2 protein-coding genes are annotated in these 1,820 nt (G+C 75.0%); one reads left to right on the forward strand and one right to left on the reverse strand.

The window, feature by feature from the left end; translation table 11 throughout:
- Positions 1-186: 186 nt before the first annotated feature.
- Positions 187-858, forward strand: coding sequence for a TetR/AcrR family transcriptional regulator (locus ADK52_RS08010; protein WP_078988093.1), 672 nt, complete (start codon positions 187-189; stop codon positions 856-858).
- Here the strand turns inward: ADK52_RS08010 and ADK52_RS08015 are convergent.
- Entirely contained in the window at positions 855-1,466 is a 612-nt protein-coding gene (locus ADK52_RS08015) for a hypothetical protein (protein WP_053689068.1), read from the reverse strand. The genes ADK52_RS08010 and ADK52_RS08015 overlap by 4 nt on opposite strands.
- Between the last annotated feature and the right edge of the window lie 354 nt (positions 1,467-1,820).

The raw sequence follows: 1,820 nt of genomic DNA on the forward strand, positions 1-1,820 counted from the left end.
TTCACCGGCGCCGGCGGGGGGCGTGGCGTTCATCGGCGTACGTTTCCTGGGTGCGGTCCGGGGCGGGGGCCATCCCCGGGGAGGGGCTCACCGTAAGCGCGAAAACCGTGTACCCACTAGGTTTTGGAAAAGTGACCTGGATCACCCCTTCCGGAGGTGGGGGTGGGCGCGGCCTAGGGTGGGCGCATGGCACAGCACAAGGAGGCGGCCGCCCCCAAGGCCGCCGGCCGCGGCACCTACGCGGTGGGCGACGCCCGCCGCCGGAAGATCCTCGACACCGCGGTGGAGCACTTCGCGCAGTGGGGCTTCCACGCCTCCTCGCTCGCCCGCATCGCCCACGACTGCGGCATCACCCAGGGCGGGCTCCTGCACCACTTCCGGGGCAAGGAGGACCTGCTGCTGTCGGTGCTGGCGCAGAGCGAGCAGCACGACGTGGAGCGGCTGTTCAGCGAGCCGGCCGAGTCCGTCGCCGCGTACTACGCGACCGTCGTCGCCCTGGCCGCGGACAACGCCCGCCGGCCCGGCCTCGTACGGATGTACAACACGCTGGTCGGCGAATCCGGCAACCCCGGCCACCCGGCGCACGACTACTTCACGCAGCGCTACGCACGGGTGCTCGCGCACAACGTCCGGCTGCTGGAGACGGGCGTCGCGCGGGGCGAGCTGCGGCCCGGCACCGACTGCGAGGCCGTGGCCCGCGAGACCCTGGCCGTCATGGACGGGCTCCAGATCCAGTGGGTCCTGGCCCCCGCGGCCGTGGACATGCCGGCCCTGCTGCACGCGTACCTGGACCGGCAGCTGCGCGGGATCTCGACGGCGGGCACGGGCCTGGCGGAAACGGCCCCGGGCGCGGCCTAGCCCTCTTCGAAGGCGGGCAGCTCGTCCAGGACGTCGCGCAGGGCCGGGGTCAGGGACTCCTGGGCCACGGTGACCTCGTAGCCGCCGTGCACGAAGGTGTAGACGAACCCGTCGAACACCGCCGGGCCGCCCGTCGGGAACCTCGGCAGGCGCGCGAGGTCCGCCCGGGCGAGCGCCGTGCGCAGCTTCGCCCCCCGGTCCGCCGGCAGCTTCCCGGTGCCGGCCGGGCGCATCTGCCGGTCGAGCCGGGTCCACGAGCCGTCGCCCTTGACCAGCAGGGTGCTCGCCTTCCCGGCGTAGCCGCCGGTGCGGGTGACGGTGACCAGGCGCTCCAGCGCCGAGGAGGGCCCGGGGGAGACGGGCACGGAGGAGGCGGACGCGGAGTCCGTCGGCTTCCCCGGCGGAGCGCCGGTCGCGCCCGGTGACCCGGGCCCGGGAGACGGCTCCGTCGAGGCGGAGGCCGGATCGGAGGCGGAGGCCGACGCCGTACCGCTGCCGCCCGTCGGGGGACTCCCGGACTCCTTCTCCGACCCGCCGCCCCCCGAGCCGCACCCCGCCAGGACCACCGCACTCAGCAGTACCGCCGCGACCGCGCGTAAGGTGCGCACACCCCCACCCCTCCCAAGGTTTTCGGACCGATCCCCGAGTATGGAGTCGGCACCACCCGCACGGATAGCACCAGGAGGACGACATCCGCCGCCGCATCGCCGCCTGGCGCTGGCTGCCGCCGCTGCTCGCCGTCCTCCTCGGCCTCTGGGGCCTGGAGCGCGCCGGCGCGGACGGCCGCGGCAGCATGTGGCGCGACGAGTCCGTCACCTGGCAGGTCGCCCACCGGCCGCTCGGCGGGATCTGGGAGCTCCTCGGGCAGGTCGACGCCGTGCACGGGCTGTACTACCTGCTGATGCACGCGGTGTTCCAGGCCTGGGACGGCGGCGGGCCGGGGGCGGGCGGGGCGGGCGGGG

The organism is Streptomyces sp. WM6372, from assembly GCF_001279655.1.
Classification (GTDB): domain Bacteria; phylum Actinomycetota; class Actinomycetes; order Streptomycetales; family Streptomycetaceae; genus Streptomyces.